This window comes from Bacillus sp. AR2-1 (assembly GCF_008368755.1).
GTDB lineage: Bacteria > Bacillota > Bacilli > Bacillales > Bacillaceae_G > Bacillus_A > Bacillus_A wiedmannii.
Genome location: NZ_QORY01000017.1, coordinates 75,286 through 92,593 on the forward strand (window position 1 = coordinate 75,286; position 17,308 = coordinate 92,593).

General features: G+C 34.7%; 19 protein-coding genes and 1 other annotated feature. Of the genes, 12 read left to right on the forward strand and 7 right to left on the reverse strand.

Annotation, left to right across the window (positions count from 1 at the left end; all coding sequences use genetic code 11):
• The first annotated feature begins 35 nt into the window (after positions 1–35).
• From DT250_RS19080 to DT250_RS19100, 5 genes are all read left to right on the forward strand, one after another.
• Positions 36–698 carry a PspA/IM30 family protein gene (locus tag DT250_RS19080; RefSeq protein ID WP_075308722.1) on the forward strand — a complete coding sequence of 221 codons (663 nt, stop codon included), beginning with the start codon at positions 36–38 and terminating at the stop codon, positions 696–698.
• Positions 699–804: 106 nt separating this feature from the next.
• Positions 805–1,545 (forward strand): cell wall-active antibiotics response protein LiaF, encoded by a 741-nt coding sequence (gene liaF, locus DT250_RS19085; protein WP_075308724.1) that lies wholly within the window; start codon positions 805–807, stop codon positions 1,543–1,545.
• Positions 1,545–2,600, forward strand: a complete 1,056-nt coding sequence (locus DT250_RS19090; RefSeq protein WP_064476649.1) for a sensor histidine kinase — start codon at positions 1,545–1,547, stop codon at positions 2,598–2,600. Before liaF ends, DT250_RS19090 begins: the two co-directional genes overlap by 1 nt.
• Complete coding sequence (locus DT250_RS19095) at positions 2,597–3,229, forward strand: response regulator (RefSeq protein WP_000598709.1); 633 nt, start codon at positions 2,597–2,599, stop codon at positions 3,227–3,229. Before DT250_RS19090 ends, DT250_RS19095 begins: the two co-directional genes overlap by 4 nt.
• 99 nt (positions 3,230–3,328) lie before the next feature.
• A complete protein-coding gene (locus DT250_RS19100) occupies positions 3,329–3,625 on the forward strand; it encodes a DUF3922 domain-containing protein (RefSeq protein WP_131932946.1) in 297 nt (98 codons plus the stop codon).
• A 23-nt stretch (positions 3,626–3,648) separates the two neighbouring features.
• Here DT250_RS19100 and brnQ3 read toward each other — a convergent pair whose 3' ends face one another.
• Positions 3,649–5,004 (reverse strand): branched-chain amino acid transport system II carrier protein BrnQ3, encoded by a 1,356-nt coding sequence (brnQ3, locus tag DT250_RS19105; RefSeq protein ID WP_088062677.1) that lies wholly within the window; start codon positions 5,002–5,004, stop codon positions 3,649–3,651.
• Positions 5,005–5,060: 56 nt separating this feature from the next.
• Positions 5,061–5,319: a binding site (T-box leader), on the reverse strand.
• Positions 5,320–5,590: 271 nt separating this feature from the next.
• Between brnQ3 and DT250_RS19110 the strand changes: the two genes are divergently transcribed.
• On the forward strand, positions 5,591–5,800 hold the full coding sequence (locus tag DT250_RS19110; protein WP_000880630.1) for a hypothetical protein: 210 nt from the start codon (positions 5,591–5,593) through the stop codon (positions 5,798–5,800).
• 39 nt (positions 5,801–5,839) lie between these two features.
• On the opposite strand, the gene DT250_RS19115 is transcribed toward DT250_RS19110, so the two are convergent.
• On the reverse strand, positions 5,840–6,616 hold the full coding sequence (locus DT250_RS19115) for a class I SAM-dependent methyltransferase (protein WP_097889748.1): 777 nt from the start codon (positions 6,614–6,616) through the stop codon (positions 5,840–5,842).
• 108 nt (positions 6,617–6,724) lie between these two features.
• Between DT250_RS19115 and DT250_RS19120 the strand changes: the two genes are divergently transcribed.
• A complete protein-coding gene (locus DT250_RS19120) occupies positions 6,725–7,576 on the forward strand; it encodes a YhfM domain-containing protein (RefSeq protein WP_142291698.1) in 852 nt (283 codons plus the stop codon).
• 107 nt (positions 7,577–7,683) lie between these two features.
• On the opposite strand, the gene DT250_RS19125 is transcribed toward DT250_RS19120, so the two are convergent.
• Entirely contained in the window at positions 7,684–7,881 is a 198-nt protein-coding gene (locus tag DT250_RS19125; RefSeq protein WP_001053356.1) for a hypothetical protein, read from the reverse strand.
• A 156-nt stretch (positions 7,882–8,037) separates the two neighbouring features.
• Here DT250_RS19125 and DT250_RS19130 point away from each other — a divergent pair, with 156 nt between their 5' ends.
• The 3 genes from DT250_RS19130 (at position 8,038) to hmpA (ending at position 11,136) form a co-directional block, all read left to right on the forward strand.
• Positions 8,038–9,135 carry a site-2 protease family protein gene (locus DT250_RS19130; protein WP_075308733.1) on the forward strand — a complete coding sequence of 366 codons (1,098 nt, stop codon included), beginning with the start codon at positions 8,038–8,040 and terminating at the stop codon, positions 9,133–9,135.
• A gap of 114 nt (positions 9,136–9,249) precedes the next feature.
• On the forward strand, positions 9,250–9,768 hold the full coding sequence (locus DT250_RS19135; RefSeq protein ID WP_000734814.1) for a hypothetical protein: 519 nt from the start codon (positions 9,250–9,252) through the stop codon (positions 9,766–9,768).
• Positions 9,769–9,927: 159 nt separating this feature from the next.
• Positions 9,928–11,136, forward strand: a complete 1,209-nt coding sequence (gene hmpA, locus DT250_RS19140; RefSeq protein ID WP_149213546.1) for an NO-inducible flavohemoprotein — start codon at positions 9,928–9,930, stop codon at positions 11,134–11,136.
• Between the two features lie 31 nt (positions 11,137–11,167).
• Here hmpA and DT250_RS19145 read toward each other — a convergent pair whose 3' ends face one another.
• Entirely contained in the window at positions 11,168–11,680 is a 513-nt protein-coding gene (locus DT250_RS19145) for a Crp/Fnr family transcriptional regulator (RefSeq protein ID WP_000600574.1), read from the reverse strand.
• Positions 11,681–11,849: 169 nt separating this feature from the next.
• Between DT250_RS19145 and DT250_RS19150 the strand changes: the two genes are divergently transcribed.
• Complete coding sequence (locus tag DT250_RS19150) at positions 11,850–12,077, forward strand: hypothetical protein (protein ID WP_000882907.1); 228 nt, start codon at positions 11,850–11,852, stop codon at positions 12,075–12,077.
• A gap of 293 nt (positions 12,078–12,370) precedes the next feature.
• On the opposite strand, the gene DT250_RS19155 is transcribed toward DT250_RS19150, so the two are convergent.
• From DT250_RS19155 to DT250_RS19165, 3 genes are all read right to left on the reverse strand, one after another.
• The gene (locus DT250_RS19155; protein WP_000455764.1) at positions 12,371–13,171 is read right to left on the reverse strand and encodes a sulfite exporter TauE/SafE family protein; all 801 of its coding nucleotides are present in this window, start codon (positions 13,169–13,171) and stop codon (positions 12,371–12,373) included.
• Between the two features lie 117 nt (positions 13,172–13,288).
• Positions 13,289–14,287, reverse strand: coding sequence for an inorganic phosphate transporter (locus DT250_RS19160; protein ID WP_048544857.1), 999 nt, complete (start codon positions 14,285–14,287; stop codon positions 13,289–13,291).
• A gap of 11 nt (positions 14,288–14,298) precedes the next feature.
• Entirely contained in the window at positions 14,299–14,919 is a 621-nt protein-coding gene (locus DT250_RS19165) for a DUF47 domain-containing protein (protein ID WP_000231446.1), read from the reverse strand.
• A gap of 312 nt (positions 14,920–15,231) precedes the next feature.
• Between DT250_RS19165 and DT250_RS19170 the strand changes: the two genes are divergently transcribed.
• Positions 15,232–17,274, forward strand: coding sequence for a transglycosylase domain-containing protein (locus DT250_RS19170; protein WP_149213547.1), 2,043 nt, complete (start codon positions 15,232–15,234; stop codon positions 17,272–17,274).
• Positions 17,275–17,308: the final 34 nt, after the last annotated feature.

Below are 17,308 nucleotides of genomic sequence, written 5' to 3' on the forward strand. Positions count from 1 at the left end.
ATCAAATTGATAAAGTAGAAGAGAGGAAGATTATAATGAAACAATCTTTATTCGGACGTGTACGCGATGCAATTTTAGCAGATTTTCATAATGTGTTAGATGAGAAAGAAAGAAAAAATCCAATCGCGATGTTAAACCAATATTTACGCGATAGTGAGCGTGAAATAACAAAAATTGAGAAGTTAATTGAGCGCCACAAAACATTAAAATCTAATTTCGCTCGTGAGCTTGAGCAAGCACGTTATTTCGTTAATAAAAGATCAAAGCAAGCGATCGTCGCTCAAGAAGCAGGCGAATTACAGCTACATGAGCGTGCGCTAGAAGAAGTAGCGTATTATGAAGGGCAAGTAACTCGATTAGAAGAAATGTATGCAGGTGTTGTAGATCAAATTGATGAGTTAGAGCGTCGTCTTGCTGAGATGAAAAATAAATTAAAAGAAATGCACGCAAAACGTATGGAATTAATGGCACGTGAAAATATGGCACATGCAAATCGTCGTATGAATACAGCGATGCATAAAATGGATGAAAATAATCCGTTCTTACGCTTTGAGGAAATTGAAGATCATATTCGCGACTTAGAATCTCGTATAAATGAGGAGCATGAACGTGACACATTTGATATGAAGATTGCAAAGCTTGAGCGTGAAATGAAAGAGAAGAATGATGTATCGTTAACGAAAGAGTTAACAAAATAATAGTAGTATATTATAAAACAGGCTTATGATATAGTGATAGGAGAAAAGGTGTTGGAAAGCAATGCCTTTTCTTCTATGTATATGTAACAAGAAGGGGGGAGCTGAAATGAAGAAACAATTTTCAAAAACACAATTAATGGGGATGCTCCTCATCATATTTGGATTCGGTCTTTTTCTTGATATGATACTTGGACATTTTGAACCAGGTGGTCTCATTTTTGCATTTATTATGCTTATGTTTGGAAGGCATTATCGTAAGAAGAATCGTTATGTAAGGGGAAATGTCTTTTTATTTGTTGGTGGTATCGTATTTTTATTCTTCTTATTTTCATCAGCAGCATTTGTTCTTGTCGTATTTGCTTGTTTAGCTTTAATTGGTTATCAACTGATTCAACAAGGACATCAGCAAAAAGCAATGAAGGTTGAAATTAAAGAAAAAGGGATTATAGACGAAGAGAAGCAAATATATCGTACAGAACCATATTTAAAAAATATGTTTGTAGGGAATATACGAATGATGGATCATATTTATGAACTTGAGGATATTAATGTTCAATATGGTGCTTGTGATGTGGAAATAGATTTAACAACTGCTATGATTCCAGAAGGAGAAACGGTAATTGTTATCCGAGGTGTCGTTGGTAATATTCGTTTATATGTGCCATATGATATTGAATTGTCTTTAAATCATTCTGTTATTGTCGGACGTGTGCTCCTGCCAGGACATGAAGAGACAGGATTTAATCGCAATGTTACATTTAGAACAGAGCAGTATAAAGAAGCGCCTCGTCGTATTAAAATTATTTCTTCGCTTGTCGTAGGCGATACGGAAGTGAGGAAAGTATAATGAAGAAACAAAAAAATATTTCGTGGATGTATATTCGTTATTCTATGTTGTCTTCTGTTAGTATTGCACTCATTTGTACAATTGTATATGTATGGAAAAGCGAGCAACAAGTGTATGATTTATTATGGAAGGAATCCATCGCTTCTGTTCCAATTGGCTTGTTTATTATGACTACAAGTTTACTTATCGGGGGAATTGTAGGATATGCAATCGGTTACTATATAGAGCAGCGTATACAAGGATTAAATACTTTTCTATTTGAAGTGGAGCGAGGGAATTTTCCGAGTGATGTTTCGTTTACTGCAGATGATGAATTTCATGAAGTAGAACGAAAAGTAATCGGTCTTGCTCGTCGATTAGAGGAGCAAGCTGGACTCTTTCAAAAAGTAACGAATGAACGAGCTCATTGGAATGAAGAGATGAGACAAGAAGCGATATCTCAAGAAAGGCATCGATTGGCGAGGGAGCTGCATGATTCTGTAAGTCAGCAGCTTTTTGCAATGTCGATGATGATGTCGGCTATTAATGAACAAGTAGCTGAAATTCCAGAAACGACAAAAAAGCAGTTGCAGCTCGTTGAAAATATGGTTGTAAATGCACAATCAGAAATGAGAGCGTTGCTTCTTCATTTACGGCCTGTACAATTAGAAGGTAAGAAACTGACACAAGGTATAGAGGAATTATTGACGGAATTATCGCGAAAGCAACATATGAAAATTGAATGGCTAATCGAGCCAATAGAATTGAAAAAAGGTGTAGAAGATCATTTATTTCGTATTGTGCAAGAAGCTTTATCCAATACTTTACGACATGCGAAAGCGAAGAAAACGGAAGTACGTCTTCGGAAAATTGATCAATATGCAATTCTAAAAATTATTGATGATGGCGTTGGATTTGAAGTCGGAGTGAATAAGGCTGGTTCATATGGTTTAAGATCAATGCAAGAGCGTGTTCATGAAATTGGTGGGACATTAAAAGTACTTAGTTTCCCCGCTAAAGGGACACAAATAGAAGTAAAAGTACCGATTATGATTGAGAGAGGGGGAGAATCATGATAAAAGTGTTACTTGTCGATGATCATGAAATGGTTCGAATGGGTGTATCAGCATATTTATCAACGCAGCCAGATATCGAAGTAGTTGGAGAAGCTGAAAATGGAAGAAAAGGTTCAGAGTTAGCACTGCAATTAAGACCAGATATTATTTTGATGGACCTTGTCATGGACGAGATGGATGGGGTTGAAGCAACACGTGCTATTATTCAGGAATGGCCAGAAGCGAAAATTGTAGTTGTAACGAGCTTTTTAGATGATGAGAAATTGTACCCTGTTATTGAGGCGGGAGCGACAAGTTATTTATTAAAAACATCAAGAGCAAGTGATATAGCAGACGCTGTACGAGCTACTTATGATGGAGAAACTGTATTAGAGCCAAAAGTTACTGGTAAAATGATGTCTCGTATGCGTCAGAAGAAAGAACAACCTTTGCATGAGGAGTTAACAGAAAGAGAGTCTGAAATTTTGTTATTAATTGCAGAGGGGAAAAGTAATCAAGAGATTGCAGATGAATTGTTTATTGCTCTCAAAACAGTAAAGACACATGTGAGTAATATTTTAAATAAGCTAAATGTAAGTGATCGGACACAGGCAGTTATTTATGCGTTTAGACATCAATTGACGAAATGATAAAGTGAAACTTTAATCAGTGGGGGGGTATCTCCGCTGATTATTAGTTTACGCCAAATCTTTTTATTGACGCTAACAAATGTAAGCGTTATCATTAAGTTGTTAACAGTACATACAAAGGGAAGAGAGTGTATGTTAGTTCAAACGATATTTGGCATGGATAAGTCTAAAAAATTAGGGGATTATGTGAACGCATTACAAGCGCTTTGTGAACAATATAATGTTGAAACAGATAAAATTGCAATTGTTGAGGCGACAGAAGAGTACTATTTATTTTTAGTAAAGCAAGAAGATTGCTACGATGTTATCAAAGTAGAAACAGTGGATACAAATATCGAATATTATACGAAAGCGTATAAAATAAGCAGTTTTAATCATACTGCTTATCAAAAGTAAAAAAACTCCCTTTCGGGAGTTTTTTAGGATGCTTTTACTTCGCGGGAATCGGTTATTAAGGGAACTTTTTTCGCACCGCTTAACTTAGCGATTGTAAGGCCGATAATAGCCCCGGCTAATGCTGGTATTAGCCAGCCAATTCCTTCATTATATAAAGGGATAAATTCAAAATATGGTGTGATAAATGAAACTGAAATGCCACCTTGTTTTAATCCGTCAAATACGCTTACGATTGCTGCTCCAATTAAAGCACCTACATAAACAGAGCGATATCCACCGAAATATTTATGAAGTAACGATAGTAGAACGAGTACAATTGCAACTGGATATACAACAAGTAGAATTGGAACAGAGATGGCAATAATTTTCGTTAAACCTAAGTTGGCAACTAATAATCCTAATGCACAAATGATACTCGCGAACATTTTGTATGAAAATTTAGTCAATAATGTTGAGAAATATTGACTACACGCAGATACAAGTCCAACACAAGTTGTTAGACAAGCGAGTGTAACGATTAGAGATAATAGAAGTAAACCGTATGGACCGAATAATTGCTGTACGATAACAGTAAGTAATTTTCCGCCATTTTGTGCATATCCGAGCGAGACGCTAGTTGCACCGAGCCAGCCAAGTGCACCATATACAAGTACGAGACCAGTAGCGGCAATAAGTCCTGCTTTCGCTGTTGCGATGGCAATGGATTTACGATCCTTTACACCTTTAGAGCGAATGGCATTTACAACGATAATTCCAAATGCAAGCGCAGAAATGGTATCCATCGTTAAGTATCCTTCCATAAAACCTTTGAAGATTGGAGAAGTTTGATACTCTTGCATTGCTGGTCCTGATTGCCCGAGTGGTGTAAATACACTTTTAACAAATAGTAAGAAAATAGAGAGTAATAAAATAGGTGTTAAAATATTTCCGATGCGATCGACAAGTTTAGATGGATTTAAACTAAGCCAAAATACGATAGCGAAGAAGACGACTGTGTATAAAAATAGTGCTAGGTTACTAGAACGAATTGTTTCTGGTAAGAAAGAACTAACACCCATTTCATAAGCGACATTTGCAACGCGTGGAATTCCCATAGAAGGACCGATTGCGATATATACAACTACAGTAAAGAAAATTCCGAATAATGGGTGAACATGACTTGCGAGTTGTTGCATGCCGTTTCCTGATAAAGAAATTGCAATAACAGTTAATAATGGTAAACCGACTCCTGTTAGTAAAAATCCAATCATTGCCGGCCAAAAGTTTTCACCTGCATTTTGTCCAAGCATGGGAGGGAAAATTAAATTACCTGCCCCAAAAAATAAAGAAAATAGCATAAGACCCGTGAAAAAAATATGTTTTTTTGATACAGTGTTCATTGTTTTTCCTCCTTTTTTAAATTCATTTGTAAGAACACAAAAAACTCGTCCCTAAAGAAAGGGACGAGTTATATTTACCCGCGATACCACCCTAATTTATACATGTAGAAATGAGTCTATATGTATACGGCTTTACAACGTACAACATGATACGTGTTCCTTGTAACGGGGGACAGCCGGTAAGAACTTACTGTAACATTCGGTTCTACTTCTCGGAGATGATTTTCGGTTACGCACTGAACGTTGGCTTTCAGCAAATCGCCAACTCTCTGGGGGACAGTCCTATAACGTACTCGTTCTCGTCAATGAATTTTTATTCAAGTATTCTGACAGTATTGTCACATGTTTTTTTTTGAAAGTCAACATTTTTTTGAAAGATATATTTATATATGGAAATATTGAATGTGATATTCGTTGTTGTAAAGGGAATGGTGAATTGTAAAATGGGAGTAAAAATTTGTAGAGAATTGTAAAACTTATAAAGAAAGTTGATATTTATAGGAGTAAAGAAGGTATTGTTTGAATTTACAGAGAATAATACAACAATCCACTTGCTGGAAAGAACAAACCAAAAGAGGTGACTGGAATGCTTGCGATGGGAGTATTATTTGGCATTATTGCTATAATTGGTTTTATGTGGTTATATTATTCGCGTTCGTTTAAACAAGCAGAAGTTTTACTCTTTCAAAAAGGTAGTTTGTTGACAAATCAGTCTAGATATTTAGTATGTCCGAAGTGTGGAAGTGCACAGGCCAGAAGTGGAGGATATCAAGAGTGTTGCAAAATTAGATTATGAAAGAAGGAAGCCTCACATTATGTTGTGAGGCTTCCTTCCTTACAATTTCATGGCGCTCCAAATTGTCCACCGATCTCTTTCGATAATAGGAGAGATGCTTTGTAATGCGGTCTGGACCTGTTGTAGAAGTTGAGAAAGTTCATGATCTGTTAATTCATATAGAATGGATCGACCTGTTCGAGGTGATAAATCTTGTAGCAATGCTTCTACAGAATCATGTATTTTTCGTACTTCCCATTGTGTTTGAGAGGGGAATACGTGAAGAAAATATTTTTGTAATTCTTGCTGTATCGTGGTGGTTTTTGGCCGCCTTTTTGATTCTATTTCAATGAGTTTTGGAAAGGTAGAGAAAAAATATCCACGAATGTGTTCGGGGCTTCCAGGAATTGTACAATCTTCAATAGTTCGGTCTTGTACAATAAGTACACCGTTTTTCTTTAATATACGAGAAGCTTCACGTAAAAATGTAGGAATGTCTTGTAAATGATGAATCACTGCGCGCGAAATAACAATGTCGAATGTATCATTAGGATATGGGACGTTATGTGCATCACCGTGAATGAATGAAATATTTGGAAAGCCGCTACAATTTTCTTTTGCAGCTTGTAATATTTCTTTTGAAAAATCAAGTCCAATGACATTTTTGGCCCCCATAAGAGCAAGTTCTTTCGTATAAATCCCGCCACCACAGCCGATATCAATTATTTGCTTGTTTTGTATATTTGTAATACTTTTTATCATTTCTCCCCAAGAAATATGGGCGTTTCGCTGTGCGTATGTGTATTTATTATTTGCATCGTGAAAATTAATGGACATGAAAAAGACCTCCTTTCAATACTTAGTATAGCGTATTTTATAGTGTTTCACGTTTTTGTTTTTTATATGAAGAGTATAAGAATTTCTTATTGTAAAAGGAGGATTAAGTTGAAAAGGAAATATGTATTGTTGTTATTTGCTACGTTACTAGCATCTTGTGGTCAAGTAGAGCAAAAAAAAGAAACAAAAAAAGTGGAAGAGACGGTGAATGAAGTGAAAGAAACGAAAGGGGTAACCGTTATACAAAAAAAACATAAAGAGAAAAAGTTACAGGAATCAGAAGCTAAGTTAGTAATAGACATTATAGATAAAGCGGAAAAACAAGAAGTAACAGGTAGTTTTGGTGAACCGGAATATGAAATACAAATTAATAGGGATGGAAAAAAAGAAACATATTATGCGTGGCTAAGAGGAGAAGACAGACGAGGATGGGTACAATATAAGAAAGCTATGTATATGCTGAATAAAAAAGATACGGAAAAGCTTTTGGCTATATTTCCAAATGTTTCAGAACAAAAAGAAGACGAGATGCAGGTAGGTCCTTTAACGGATGTAACAAAAAAAGATTTGCAGATTACTGCGTTTCATATTAAAGCAGGCGATCAAAAAGTGAATTATACGGTGCGGTATACGATTTCACAATCACTATACAACAAGTTAGAGAAGGAACAAGAGTATTATTTACAAGTCGTTTTCCCAGAAAAAGTTCAAAAATTAATTGGAGCAAAAGAGAGTGAAAAAATTTCAGGTGAAAAGGTAAAGGAAGGGTATAAACAATATGAATTGCATGCTACTGTTCCGGTAAAAGATGCTTCAGAATCACAATTAAAGTCATTAGAAACATATTATGAAAATTATGATTTGAAAATATTAAATAGCAAAAAAGAAAAAATAGGTGTTTTTCAAAATATCATTCAAATTGTTAAAGAGTATGGTGAAAAAATGGATTTACAAAGATAAAATGAAACTTTAATTAGCCCTGACAGATCGGGATGAAGGTAATTAGTAAAGTTTATATGGCCTTTCCTAGGAAATGATAATAGAGAGGGGAAAACACCCCCTCTCTATTATTTTGCTTTTGCAGATGGCTCATTCATTGATTTTCGTGTAATAAGAAAAGAAATCATAAGAGCGGAAAGGATGACAAGGGCAATAAATACGTGATTGGGCAACAAATCTAATAATAATACGTAACTAACGGTATAAAAAATAAGAGTTGAAGCTAAAAACGATAGAGCGCCTATTATGAGAGATTGTAAATTCATTTGCAAACACCTCCTTATATTTATACTTATATTTTTGGCTAAAAATGGATTAAATAAACATTATTTCTAACGATAGAAAAAAATATGTCATAATAGAGAAAAGAATAGTTTTGATGAATAAATATGATTCATTAATGAGAGATAAAGGAGAGGAATATGAAAAATAATAAAAAAGGATTATGGGGAATTATTGTTGCAATAGGGCTATTTTTACTTTCTAAGTTAAAGTGGGTATTTGCAATTTTTAAACTAGCAAAGTTTTCAACGGTATTTAGTATGTTTCTATCACTTGGTGCATACGCGGTTATATATGGTTGGAAATTTGGGGTAGCGCTCATTTATTTGTTGTTTATTCATGAAATGGGCCATTTATGGGCTGCGAAAAGAAAAGGTATACCAACATCGCCAGCAATATTTATTCCATTTATGGGCGCTCTTATTGGGATGAAAGAGATGCCGAAAAATGCAAAAGATGAAGCTTACATCGCCTTCATGGGACCTCTTTTCGGATTGTTGTCATTTTTACCTGCGATTCCACTTTATATAATAACGAAAGAGCCATTTTGGGCATTAATTATTTTACTTGGAAGTATGATTAACTTCTTTAACTTGATTCCGGTTTCTCCATTAGATGGTGGACGAATTATCTCAGTTGTAAGTACAAAGATTTGGGGAGCGGGTCTTATTGTATTGCTCGGTTATGCCATTTACTTTAAAAGTATTTTGGGAGGATTTATTTTTATTATCGGCTGTATGGAATTATATAGAGTAATAAAGAGAGATGAGCCAATTAAGGAATTAGGATATAGAATTGATGGAATGAAAGAATATGTTGCAAGACTTGAAGAGGAGTTAAAAGAAACAGGTGCGGTGCATCGAAATATATATATGATGCAACATGAAATAAATATATTAAGGCAAAAAGAAAGAGAGAAAGAATTAAAAGTAGGAGAACTTCAAAAGATTGAAGTGTTAGAGCATCTTTTACCAAAGTTTGAGCCGCTTGATTACGTTCCATATGAAGATGAAAAAGAAACGCATACAATTCATATAAGAGAAGCATTTGAAATGTCAGAAAGAAAATTACAGGAATGGGAGACGGAAAAGAGACAACAGGAAAACTATTATAAAGTTGATATGAAAACAAAATGGACAGTCTTTGCTTGTTATATCGGATTAATGGCTATACTCGGTTACACAGCTTATGAAGGGTACATTGTTTTACAAGAACATTTACCAACGAGAAATGTATAGAAAAATATTGTCGAAATGATAGGAAGAATTTATACAGGAATTATATTTCTACGAGAGAATGTTACAAGTATAGTCATACTTTGTAATATCTTTAGTAGAGAAGGAGTTCTGTATATGAAGAAATTGTTAATTGTATTCGGGATTATTATCGTAATGATCATTGCGAGCTATAGTCTTATGAAATTGCTATTACATTATGCGAATAAGCCTGCTGAGGTAAGTACAATAGCTCAAATAGAAGATGTGCAAGAGGAGACAAAAGTGCTAGATTTTATTCGTATGACGCATGAAAGTTATAATAATTTCTTAAATTACGGTAAAGCAGAGAATTATACAGAAGGAGACTGGAACCAATTTAAACAATGGTTTCAACAACAAGAATCGTCTTTAAAAAATATACATACAGAAATAAAGAATGAAAAAATAAAACGTGATGTAAATAGAAGCTATGAAATTGTAAAAAAAGGTGTGGAACTTCAAAATATTGAGTATGTAGTTTATGCACATCGTGTATACCATGACTTAGATATTATTGTAAATAAATATAGAGGTGAAACGAACATCTGGGGGTATACAGAGTTTGGAGATGGAAAAGATATAAGGGTAATTGAACAAGCTATACAGTCCAAATAATAAGCTAGCTAGAATTCTAGTTGGCTTATTTTCTTTTGTAAGTGCAATGTTCATATATTATTCACAAAAACACCGTGTTAATAGTGATTAAAATCACAATATGTACTATACAATTCAGTTAAACTAAAAACAGTTAAGGAAATAGAGGAGTGGGATACAATGTTAAGTGCAAAAACAATTGAAATCGTAAAGTCAACAGTACCATTATTACAAGAAAAAGGCGTTGAAATTACAACGAGATTTTATCAAATTTTATTTTCGGAACATCCGGAGTTATTGAATATTTTCAACCATACAAATCAGAAAAAGGGAAGACAACAACAAGCGCTAGCGAATGCTGTTTATGCAGCTGCAACGTATATTGATAATTTAGAAGCTATTATTCCAGTTGTAAAACAAATTGGTCATAAGCATAGAAGTTTAGGTATTAAAGCAGAGCATTACCCGATTGTAGGTACATGTTTACTACGTGCAATTAAAGAGGTCGCAGGTGCACCTGATGAAGTTTTAAATGCATGGGGAGAAGCTTATGGTGTCATTGCTGATGCATTCATTAGCATTGAAGCAGAGATGTATGAAGAAGCGGCACATAAAGAAGGTGGATGGAAAGATTTCCGTAACTTTGTGGTTGTTAAAAAAGTGAAGGAAAGCGACGTTATTACATCATTTTATTTAAAACCCGAAGATGGTGGACAAGTTTCTTCATTCATCCCAGGACAATATGTAACGATTCAAATAAATATAGAAGGTGAAACGTATACACATAATCGTCAATATAGTTTATCAGATGCTCCTGGAAAAGAATATTATCGTATTAGTGTAAAGAAAGAAAAAGGTGTAGATGCACCGGACGGTAAAGTATCTAACTACTTACACGATCATGTAGAAGAAGGGGATATGTTACCAGTAAGTGCACCAGCAGGAGATTTCGTATTAAATATGGATTCAACATTACCAGTTGTGCTAATTAGTGGTGGAGTAGGTATTACACCAATGATGAGTATGCTAAATACGTTAATTGAACAAAACTCAAAACGTAATGTATGTTTTGTTCATGCAGCGATAAATAGTAATACACATGCAATGAAAGAACACGTTGAGACAGTAGATAATGAATACGAACAAGTTAAAGCATACACTTGCTATTCTGCACCAACTGAAAAAGATATGGAAATGAAGAACTTTGATAAAGAAGGTTTCATTGAAGCTGAATGGTTACAAACTATTATTCCGACAACTGAAGCAGAATTTTATTTCTGTGGTCCCGTACCATTTATGAAGCATATAAATGCTGCACTAACTAATTTAGGTGTGGAACAAGAGCATATTCATTATGAATTTTTCGGTCCAGCAGCAAGCTTACAATAGATGAAGTTTGAAATAAATAAAAAACGAGGTATTATTTTACCTCGTTTTTTATTTGTTCTCGTAACAGCCGATTTACCGTTTCACGGCGTATACCTATGAGTTGACCGATTTCAGTTTGTGTTAATATTTCATATATAGGAATGTCACCTAAATATAGTGTGAACCATTCTTGTAAACGATGTAGACGTTCTTTCGGAGAGACGGTTGTCAATTGATCGATACGCTGTTGCATCATTCTTAATTTTGATTGTAGTTGCATAGCAATATTTGCATATGATGCAGGATTTGCCTGAAGTTGATCGTACCATTCATTACTAATTATAGGTTCAACTTCTGTTTTCATTAAAGCGATTGCTGTACCGTGATATTCCTTCGGTGAAATTAAAGAATGGTGAGGTATCGTTTCACCTGGAACGATAATGTTGAATAGAAATGGTGTTCCATCTTCTTCTATCCGTACTACTTTTAATAAACCTGTTTTTATAAAATATAAAGGACCGTCCTCGCCTTGACGGAATAGTACATCTCCTTTGTGTAGAATCAATGTTAGCCCCCCATTTAAACATTTCTATTTCTTCTATTTTAGCGTATATGTATAAAGACAATATGCTTTTAAATAGCAATTTCATTGACGAAATATATGCTATTACAGTAGTATACTATTTAGTGTGTAATAGTACTAGCAATGAATACGCTGTAGGGGGTTTAGTATATTGTTAGATGCGATAAAAATGACGGATATGAGAATTCCGGCGAATGCTATCATTCATGTAGAAGAGATGAAAGGTGGAGTCGTGTTATCCGTTGAAGTAGACGGCCAAATTATTTATACGATGGCTTATGATGAAGAAACAGATAGTTATGCTGAATTATATGATCGAAACGATAAGAGGGCGTGCCAAGTACATGAGGATTTTATGGGATGGTCACTTCTTCACTAAAAAAGATGTCAATATGACATCTTTTTTTATTAAAACGATAGAATATACAAAGAAATGAAATATAAGGATAAAATTTGTAATAAATGATTTTGCATTGTTAGCACTTTGTAACTGCAAGTGAATTATTTTTTCGCTATCATAAAGATAACAGTCGCAGTTATAGGAGTGGTCAACTTGAAGAAATTACATATTTCCAATTATATGTTATTATGTGTTTGTTTAATTTTATTTGTTCTCTTAGGAGGATTTTTATATTCATGTGTATAAGAAAAACGCATTCTAAAAAGAACGCGTTATAAAAAAGAAGTAATGATTAATCTAGTTCCAAGAATGATTAATGTGATACGTAATAAATTAATTACGGCATTACCACTTAATTTTGTATTAATATAAGCCCCGATTTTCCCGCCAATCCATGCACCAGGAATAAGAATTAATGCGTAAACCCAGCTGACATTTCCAAGGGAGATGTGAGTTGCAGAACTTACAATTGCTGATAAAAAAACGATAAACATCGAAGTTGCTACAGCAATATGTGCTGGGAATGCAAAAAGTAGCATCATTGCTGGAACAAGTAAGGCACCGCCGCCAATTCCAAATAATCCAGATATAAAACCAACTATAAAGGCGATAAAGATAGCGAGAAGCGGTGGAAATTGATAGTGTACAGTGTTTCCTTCGTTATCTGTAAAAGAACGCTTAATTACCGTCATATTTGATAAAGAAAGGGGGTTTAATTTGTCTCGTAACATAAGAAGGATGGAGACAAAAATAAGGAAAATCCCAAAATATAAAGAAAATGTATCTTGGTTTAAAAATTTGTTTGCCCACGAGCCGATGATACCACCAGGGCCACTCCCGATAAATAAAATAAGTCCACTTTTGTAATCTACTCGTTTATGCTTCATATAAGTAAGGGTGGAAGATAGTCCTGTAAAAACGACTGTTACCATTGAAGTTCCTACTGCAAGTTGTGGTGATAGACTGTGTAATCCGATTAATAACGGAACAATAATAATTCCGCCACCAAGCCCGACTAGACTCCCGACTGTCCCGGCGATTAACCCGATGAAAAGTAACATGATGTATTCCAAAATTTCCAACTCCTCTATATAACTTATCCACCAATTATTATACACGCTTTTTAATAAGAAAAAGGTTTGTTCACAAAAAAGTCGTCTTCCTAGAAAAATAAGGAAGACGACTTTTAATTAAAAGATTAAGTGTAATAAAGCGTAAAATAATGCAGCTAACGAAGCTGAAATAGGAAGTGTAATAACCCATGTAATTAACATACGTTTTGCAGTTCCCCATTTTACACCTTTCACACGATGTGAAGCACCAACCCCTAAAATAGAAGAAGAGATAACGTGCGTTGTACTAACCGGTAAGTGAATGAATGTTGCGCCGAAAATAACAAGTGATGATGATAAATCAGCAGCTACACCATTTACAGGACGAATTTTCATAATTTGTCCACCGACAGTTTTAATAATTTTCCATCCGCCAACAGAAGTACCAAGACCCATTGCGATTGCACAACATAATTGTACCCAGAACGGAATGTCGTCAGAAGTATGATAGTTATTGGCCATAAGAGCCATCGTAATGATTCCCATTGCTTTTTGTGCATCATTCGTACCATGTGTATAAGCTTGTAATGCTGCAGTGAAAATCTGGAATAAACGGAAGTTTTTGTTCGTTTTCGTTAAATTAAAGTTTTTAAAGACCACTTTAAAAATACTGTATACGATATAACCAATAACAAAAGCGATAATCGGTGAAATGATTAAAGCTTCAAGAATTTTTATGAACCCTTTAAGATTTAATGAGCTAATACCGGCAGCAGCGATAGCTGCACCTGCGATTGAGCCGATAATTGCATGCGAAGAACTACTTGGAATACCGTAGTACCAAGTAATTAAATTCCAAGCTATTGCCGCAAGCAAAGCAGCTAAAATTACAAGAGAACCATTTTGCAAGGCAAATGGATCAACGATATCTTTTGTAATCGTTTTTGCTACACCTGTAAATGTCATCGCACCTAAAAAGTTCATAATAGCTGCCATAATAATTGCATGTCTAGGCTTTAGAGCTTTCGTTGAAACAGCCGTTGCAATAGCGTTTGCTGTATCGTGAAATCCATTGATAAAGTCAAAAGCTAAAGCGCAAATGACTACTAAAACGGTCAGTATCAAGAGTGTATCCATGATCAAACTCCTTACGCGTTCTTCATAATAATTGTTTCTAATACGTTTGCAACGCTTTGGCAGCTATCCGCTACTTCTTCAAGCTCTTCGTAAATCTCTTTGTATTGAATAATCTTAATCGGATCTTTCTCACGAGAGAATAAGTGCTTAATTGCATGACGGCGAATATCATCACATTGTGATTCGTAATCCTTAATCTTAATCGCGTTCGTACGAATGTCGACTAACTTCTTTTTAGACAGTAGTTCAACAGAATTTGCAATCTCAATCGCACATTGATTAATTGCTTCAACGAATTTAATCATGTATTCATCAGCTTCTGTAATAGAATACATTTCGAATAGACCAGCACTATGATCTAATCCGTCTAATACATCATCCATACTCATTGCAAGTTGTAGGATGTCCTCACGTTCAATTGGAGTAATAAACGCTTTGTTTAGCTCCATAATGATTTCGTGAATAAATGAGTCACCTTTTGACTCATACTCTTTCATGCGCATAGAAAACTCTTTTAAATCGCTAGCATTTTTAATTTTATACTCCACGAAAAACTGCGCGCCTTCTTTTAAATTTTCTGAAACATTCATTAACATTTCAGAAAATTTATCTTTTTTTGATTTAAATACCATTATTAGTTACCCCCACAAAAGTAATATATGTAAAATATATTGGCTAATCAATTCTAACAAAAAACTGTCGTTTTTTAAAACATTTTATCGAAAAGTTTACAAAAACTTAACATAACTCTCATTGTTGTATTAATAATATTAATAATCAATAGTGAATATCTTACTTGTAGAATGTCCTTTTCTTGCAAAAAGTATGAATGTGAAAGAAAAGCTTTACACTATAGGAACGACTACGTTATTATAATAAATTTAAAAGGAGGTATATTCTTCCTTTTGAAAAGAAGAGTGTAAACAAACGAAGGAAGTGAACGAATGAAATTGAAGAACACTCACTTAAAAAAAATGCAGGAGTGGTTCAACAAGAGGAAGAAACTTCGTAATTCATTAATTGTATTAGGGAGTTTACTCGCTACTCTATTTGTTGCTATAAATATAATAATTTCCATTCAAGACATATCTGAATTAAAACAAGCTGTTCCGCAACCGACCTTAATTTATGATGCAAATAATGAAGTTGCGACTAAATTAGCTTCTTCTAAAACAGAAGGTGTTAAAAGGAAAGATATTCCTGGCATTATGGTTCAGGCAATTGTTGCAGTAGAAGATAAGGAGTTTTTTAACCATCACGGTATTTACTATAGTGGAATTATAAGTGCAGTTTTTAAAAATATTACAGCAGGAGAAGTTGTAGCAGGGGGAAGTACAATTACACAACAACTTGCGAAAAATGTATTTCTGACACAAGACCGCACATACTCTCGAAAAATAAAGGAATATTTTTTAACAAAAAAAATAGAGCGTACGTATACGAAAGATGAAATTATTGAAATGTATATGAACCAAATTTATTTTGGCGAAGGTGCTTGGGGTATAAAAAGGGCAGCTAAATCTTATTTTGATAAAGATGTAAAAGATTTAACGGTTTCAGAGGCTGCAACGATTGCTGGCTTGATTAAAGCACCGTCTGCATATTCACCATATAAAAACTTTAATAAGTCAATCGAACGACGTAATGTTGTATTAAGTTTAATGAAAGAGCAAGGATATATTTCTGACGAACAGTATAATAAAGAAAAAGAGAGCGGTCTTGTGTTAAAACGTGGTGTGGATGATAAATACAAAGGGAAATACTCTCAATATGTAGATTATATTGTTAGGGAAGCTATGGACAAGTACGAATTAACACAAAATGAAATTTTAGCAGGTGGTTATCGTATTTACACAGAGCTTGATCCGAAAAAACAACAGGCTGTAGAAGACGTTGTGAATAATGAGAGTTATTTCAAAGATAATGGCTCAGACCAGCTTATGCAAACGGGTGTAGTTCTTATGAATCCAAAAACAGGTGGTGTACCAGCTTTAGTTGGAGGTAGAGGACCGTATCAGTTTTTACAGTTTAACCATGCAACCCAATTAAAAAGACAACCTGGCTCAACGTTAAAGCCTCTGGCTGTATATGTACCAGCTTTAGAGCAAGGGTATGAAGTATACGATATATTAAAAGATGAACCATTTAATATTAAAGAATATAAACCGCAAAATAGTGATCACACTTTTCACGGTGATGTGACAATGTATGAAGCCGTGGCAAAGTCGTACAATGTTTCGGCTGTTTGGCTATTGGAACAAATTGGATTGGATAAAGGATTGAAATCTTTAGAGCGATTTGGTATTCCATTAGTGCCAGAAGATCGTACGTATCCAATTGCTTTAGGCGGGATGCATGTTGGGACCTCTCCATTTGTAATGGCTCAAGCATACAGTACATTTGCAAATGACGGTGTCCAAGTGGAAGCTCATGCGATTAGAGAGATACAAAATGCTGAAGGTGAAACAATTGGAAAGTGGTATAAGAAAGAGACACGAGTGACGAGCGAGAAAATTGCTCAAAAGATGACATATTTATTAAAAGGTGTTGTCGAAAAGGGAACGGGCGAAAAGGCGAAAGTTAATAATGTTGATACGGCCGGTAAGACAGGAACTACTCAAATTGTAAATGGACCAAGCACAGGTGCAAAGGATTCATGGTTTGTTGGATACACACCAGATTTAGTAGGTGCGATTTGGGTAGGATTTGATAAAACAGATAGCGATCATTATGTTCCAGGGGGGAGTCAAATTACGACGACAATGTTCCGGGATATTATGAAAAAAGCGAATGCCAATCCAGCTCAAAAAGCATTCCAGTTATCGCTCATATCTGAGGCTGATTATAAAAAACAATTGAATACAATAGAAGAGGAAAAACGAAGAAAAGAAGAAGAGAAGAGAAGGAAAGAAGAGGAACAGCAAAGAAAAAAAGAGCAACAAGAGTGGCTCGACAAAGTGAAAGAATGGATTCCTTCACTTTGGTAAAAGAAAGAGGCGAATAACGAAATTCGCCTCTTTT

Bases quoted from the DNA above. Each gene is read 5' to 3' on its own strand.
- DT250_RS19135 (WP_000734814.1), top strand. From the start codon at position 9,250: ATGAAGAAATTGTTAATTGTATTCGGGATTATTATCGTAATGATCATT.
- DT250_RS19090 (WP_064476649.1), top strand. From the start codon at position 1,545: ATGAAGAAACAAAAAAATATTTCGTGGATGTATATTCGTTATTCTATG.
- DT250_RS19170 (WP_149213547.1), top strand. From the start codon at position 15,232: ATGAAATTGAAGAACACTCACTTAAAAAAAATGCAGGAGTGGTTCAAC.
- DT250_RS19110 (WP_000880630.1), top strand. From the start codon at position 5,591: ATGCTTGCGATGGGAGTATTATTTGGCATTATTGCTATAATTGGTTTT.
- hmpA (WP_149213546.1), top strand. From the start codon at position 9,928: ATGTTAAGTGCAAAAACAATTGAAATCGTAAAGTCAACAGTACCATTA.
- brnQ3 (WP_088062677.1), bottom strand. From the start codon at position 5,004: ATGAACACTGTATCAAAAAAACATATTTTTTTCACGGGTCTTATGCTA.
- liaF (WP_075308724.1), top strand. From the start codon at position 805: ATGAAGAAACAATTTTCAAAAACACAATTAATGGGGATGCTCCTCATC.
- DT250_RS19130 (WP_075308733.1), top strand. From the start codon at position 8,038: ATGAAAAATAATAAAAAAGGATTATGGGGAATTATTGTTGCAATAGGG.
- DT250_RS19095 (WP_000598709.1), top strand. From the start codon at position 2,597: ATGATAAAAGTGTTACTTGTCGATGATCATGAAATGGTTCGAATGGGT.
- DT250_RS19080 (WP_075308722.1), top strand. From the start codon at position 36: ATGAAACAATCTTTATTCGGACGTGTACGCGATGCAATTTTAGCAGAT.
- DT250_RS19165 (WP_000231446.1), bottom strand. From the start codon at position 14,919: ATGGTATTTAAATCAAAAAAAGATAAATTTTCTGAAATGTTAATGAAT.
- DT250_RS19125 (WP_001053356.1), bottom strand. From the start codon at position 7,881: ATGAATTTACAATCTCTCATAATAGGCGCTCTATCGTTTTTAGCTTCA.
- DT250_RS19160 (WP_048544857.1), bottom strand. From the start codon at position 14,287: ATGGATACACTCTTGATACTGACCGTTTTAGTAGTCATTTGCGCTTTA.
- DT250_RS19115 (WP_097889748.1), bottom strand. From the start codon at position 6,616: ATGTCCATTAATTTTCACGATGCAAATAATAAATACACATACGCACAG.